The 4,012-nt window shown below is 63.6% G+C and carries 5 protein-coding genes; 4 read left to right on the top strand and 1 reads right to left on the bottom strand.

What is annotated here, in order from left to right; translation table 11 throughout:
• Positions 1–214 (top strand): molybdopterin dinucleotide binding domain-containing protein (locus VEC01_RS06835; RefSeq protein WP_324900056.1); only part of this gene is annotated, 214 nt, incomplete at its 5' end.
• A 75-nt stretch (positions 215–289) separates the two neighbouring features.
• Here VEC01_RS06835 and VEC01_RS06830 read toward each other — a convergent pair.
• Positions 290–808, bottom strand: a complete 519-nt coding sequence (locus VEC01_RS06830) for a DUF2478 domain-containing protein (protein ID WP_324900054.1) — start codon at positions 806–808, stop codon at positions 290–292.
• Between the two features lie 306 nt (positions 809–1,114).
• Between VEC01_RS06830 and VEC01_RS06825 the strand changes: the two genes are divergently transcribed.
• The 3 genes from VEC01_RS06825 to VEC01_RS06815 form a co-directional block, all read left to right on the top strand.
• Positions 1,115–2,308 (top strand): aminotransferase, encoded by a 1,194-nt coding sequence (locus VEC01_RS06825; protein ID WP_324900052.1) that lies wholly within the window; start codon positions 1,115–1,117, stop codon positions 2,306–2,308.
• 420 nt (positions 2,309–2,728) lie between these two features.
• The gene (locus tag VEC01_RS06820; protein WP_324900050.1) at positions 2,729–3,484 is read left to right on the top strand and encodes a methyltransferase domain-containing protein; all 756 of its coding nucleotides are present in this window, start codon (positions 2,729–2,731) and stop codon (positions 3,482–3,484) included.
• Between the two features lie 40 nt (positions 3,485–3,524).
• Positions 3,525–4,012: class I SAM-dependent methyltransferase (locus VEC01_RS06815; RefSeq protein ID WP_414691421.1), on the top strand; the 488-nt coding region annotated here is incomplete at its 3' end.

Raw genomic sequence — 4,012 nt, 5'->3', positions numbered from 1 at the left:
GCGCGCCGACAGCGGCACGCCGCGCGGCGCGGTATTCGTGCCGTTCTGTTATTACGAAGCGGCGATCAACCGCCTGACCAATGCGGCGCTGGACCCGTTCGGGAAAATTCCCGAGTTCAAGTATTGCGCGGTCCGGCTGCGCCCGGGCGGCGCGCCGCCGCAACCGGGGAGTTTTGGCGGAGGAATGCTGATGGCGGCCGGGCAGTCCGGGTGAGCCGGCGCTCGGTTTGCATGGCGGGGAGGCGGATGGCCGGACGGCTTGCAGCGAACCGGCCGGGGCAGCGAAAGATCAGCCGCGCGCCAGCTCCTGCCACCATTCCAGTACCGCGTCGGAAGAGCAGGGCAGCAGCACACTTTTGCCTCCGAGAAAAGCGGTCCATTCTTCCAGCAGGCTGTCCTTGACGGCGGTGAGGATCGGCGTGCCGGCGACGGCAGCTTCCGCCATTTCCGCGCGCAGCCCTTCGCCGGCGGCTTCCCGCGCGCCAAACTTGTTGAACACGACCAGGCCGGGCGCATTCCGGATCGCTGCGCCGACTTGCGCCGCCGCGTCCGCCAGCGCGGTGGTATCGAGCCGGCAGCCGGTCGCGCTGCTGCCCAGGTCCTGCGAAATCCCGATGCGGTCACCGCCGGGCAGGATTTCCAGCACCATGTCGCATGGCCCGACGTTGCGCTCGATGACGCCGGCCACCTGCACCTGCCTTGCCTGCAGCGTCCGCACGGCGTCGGCAAGAACCGGCGACGGGTCGGTTCCGGAAGGGTAGACAACGGCTGCGATGTGGCCGAGGGGCGACGGGGGCGGGTTCGACATAGGATGGTCCAGGGAAGAGTGGGAAGCGAATTCCATGCTTTATAGCGGTAACCGCTAGTCTAATCCATCCGCCATTCGATCTACCTATGCCGCGGGAGCCGGCTTTGCGGCACGGAAGCCGCTGACAGTAGCTTGATGTGGCCGCGCATGCAAAAATTGCATGGCAAGCTGCTTTGCATCTCGGTAACATCATCTGCAGCGGGCAAGGTGCGTTCCCGCGCCCGTGCCCGGGCGGCAGACTGCCGCCACTCTTGCCACGAACCGATCAACACGATTAAGGACTGCAACATGTCGCCGGACGCACGCATGGACTACGACACTTTCAAGAAACTCGGCCTGAAGCTGGATATGTCGCGGGGCAAACCGGCTCCGGAGCAACTCGACCTGTCCGCTGAACTGCTGGAACGGCTGGATGGCCATCTCGCCGCGGACGGCACCGATACCCGCAACTATGGGCTTGCCAGCGGACTGCCGGAAGCCCGCGCCCTGTTCGGTAGCCTGCTTGATCTGCCCGTGTCGCAGCTCGTGGTCGATGGCAATTCCAGCCTCGCGCTGATGCACGATACCGTGATGTTCGGCATGGTGCATGGCATGCCCGGCGGCGCTCCCTGGATGGGGCAGCCGGTCACTTTCCTGTGTCCGGTTCCCGGCTACGACCGGCACTTCGCGATCTGCGAGTCGCTCGGCATCCGCATGCTCGCGATTCCGCTGAACGCCGACGGCCCGGACATGGATGCGGTGGAGGAGCGGGTCGCGGCTGACGCCAGCATCAAGGGCATGTGGTGCGTGCCGAAATACAGCAATCCGTCCGGGACCGTCTATTCGGACCAGGTGGTGCGCCGGCTGGCCGCCATGAAGACGGCGGCGCCGGATTTCCGGCTGCTGTGGGATGATGCCTACCGCTTTCATCATCTCGGCGAGCGCCGTATCGCAATCGCCAGCATCGTCGAGGAATGCGCGCAGGCCGGCAACCCGGACCGCGCATTTGTCTACGCGTCCACCTCCAAGATCACGCTCGCCGGCGCCGGCCTGGCGGCGCTCGCATCCTCGCCGGCCAATATTGGTTGGTGGCAGCGCCACACGGCGGTACGCAGCATCGGGCCGGACAAGATCAACCAGCTGCGCCACGTTCGCTACCTGAAAGACCGCGCAAACGTCGAGGCACTGATGGAGCGCCACCGGCGCGTGTTGAAGCCGAAATTCGATGCAGTGCTCGCTCAGTTCGACAAGTATCTCGCCGGCATGCCGGGCGTTTCCTGGACCCGGCCGGAAGGCGGTTATTTCATCGACCTGCTCACGCCGCCCGGTTGTGCGAGACGCACGGTGGAACTGGCAAAAGAGGCGGGAATCGTGCTCACCCCTGCCGGTGCGGCGTTCCCCTACGGCAGGGATCCGGACGACCGCCATATCCGCATTGCGCCCAGCTTCCCGTCCCTGGAAGAAATCGCGCTGGCCGCGAAAGGCATTGCGCTGGCGCTGCACCTCGCCGCTTCGGAATAATTCCTCACAGGCAGCGGGCGCTGCGCGCCCGCTGACGCGCACCATCATTCGCCGCGGCCCGCTGCCGGTCCGTCACGGTATCCGGCACATCCCTTGCGCGACCCCGCGCCGCAACCGCCGCAACCGCTGCAACCGCGCTCATCGCAGCGTGTCTCCAACAACTGCTCCACGTCAAGGACTGCCGGATGCATGAGGTGCGCATGCTTATTCATGCGCAAGCTTCGCGCATGCGCTGCGGCACTGCCGCAATCAGTGAAGCGCTTCTATCGAACCGCATGCCACCGGCCTTGTACATGTGTTTGGCCGCATCGTATTTGGCTCCAAGAGAAACAGAGAATTGGATCTACAGCTTTGCGATTGCGCTCTCTATAATCGGCCGCCTGAGACAGAAGATCGAGCAGAAATTCTGCAGGAGGCGATATGGACCAGATGCTTCAACACACTCCCATCAAAGCGAAACCGGCTGTCGGCGACGGTATCGTGTCGGAAAACGCCTCCTGGTCATTCGGCGGCGAGACTGCGAAGCACTTTGAACAGCACGTGTCCAAGTCCGTGCCTTACTACGCGGCGGGGCATGAGCTCGTGCTGTCGGTCAGCGACTTCTTCGTCAAGGATGGCTCGACCTGCTACGAGCTGGGCTGTTCGACCGGCGCGCTGACGCGCAGGCTGGCCCAGCGGCACAAGCGGTCGGTGCGCTGGGTCGGCATCGACATCGAGCCGAACATGATCGAGCAGGCCGCGGCCTACCTGCGCCAGCAGGCGCCGGGAGTCGACAATGTCCAGTACCTGGTCGACGACGTGCTCCAGCATCCCTTCGAAAGCACCGATTTCGTCGTCGCCTATTACACCGTGCAGTTCGTGCCGCCCCGCGTGCGCCAGCAGGTGTTCGACCGGGTCTATCAGGCGCTCAACTGGGGCGGCGCTTTCGTACTCTTCGAAAAGGTGCGCGCGCCGGACGCGCGCTTCCAGGACATGGCAACCAGCCTGTATATCGACTACAAGCTGGCGCAGGGTTACGAGCCGACCGAGATCATCGCCAAGTCGCGCAGCCTGAAAGGGGTGCTCGAGCCATTCACGAGTGCGGGCAACCTGGACCTGCTGAAGCGGGCGGGCTTCGTGGATGTGATGACCATCTTCAAGCATGTGTGCTTTGAAGGATTTCTCTGTATTAAATAAGCAGAGGCACTTGCTTCTGTGATTCCGGCGATGACCACCGATGGAAAATTATCTGCGCGAGTATCTTGAATCTGTCGGCATCGTCGACGGCATTACCGCCTCCAGCCTGAGCTGCGAGGTCTGCGGCTGCGATGACAATCCGGTCCTGGTGCGGGAAGTGGAAACGCACGCCGGCTGTTTTACCGAGTTACCGGTCACCGGCTGCGGGCACTGCGGCTTCTTGTTCCAGAATCCGCGTTTCAACAAGTCCTTCTACGAAACCTATTACAACAAGTATTACCGCCTGATGATGTTCGGCGACACGCAGCCGGAAAAGGATTTCCTGGTCGATCAGGTGCGCCGCGGCGAGTATCTCTGCCGTTACCTCGCGGATGTGCTGCCGCCAGCCGGGCGCATGCTCGACGTCGGTTGTTCCGCCGGCGGCCTGATGGTTCCGTTTGCCAGGCGCGGCTGGTCGGTCCTCGGAACCGACCCTGATATCGGCTATGCCGAGTTCGGCAACCGGCGCCTCGGGCTGGAAATCCAGGC

The organism is Noviherbaspirillum sp., from assembly GCF_035627455.1.
Taxonomy (GTDB): Bacteria; Pseudomonadota; Gammaproteobacteria; order Burkholderiales; family Burkholderiaceae_D; genus Noviherbaspirillum.
This window is presented reverse-complemented; position numbering and strand designations above follow the sequence as displayed.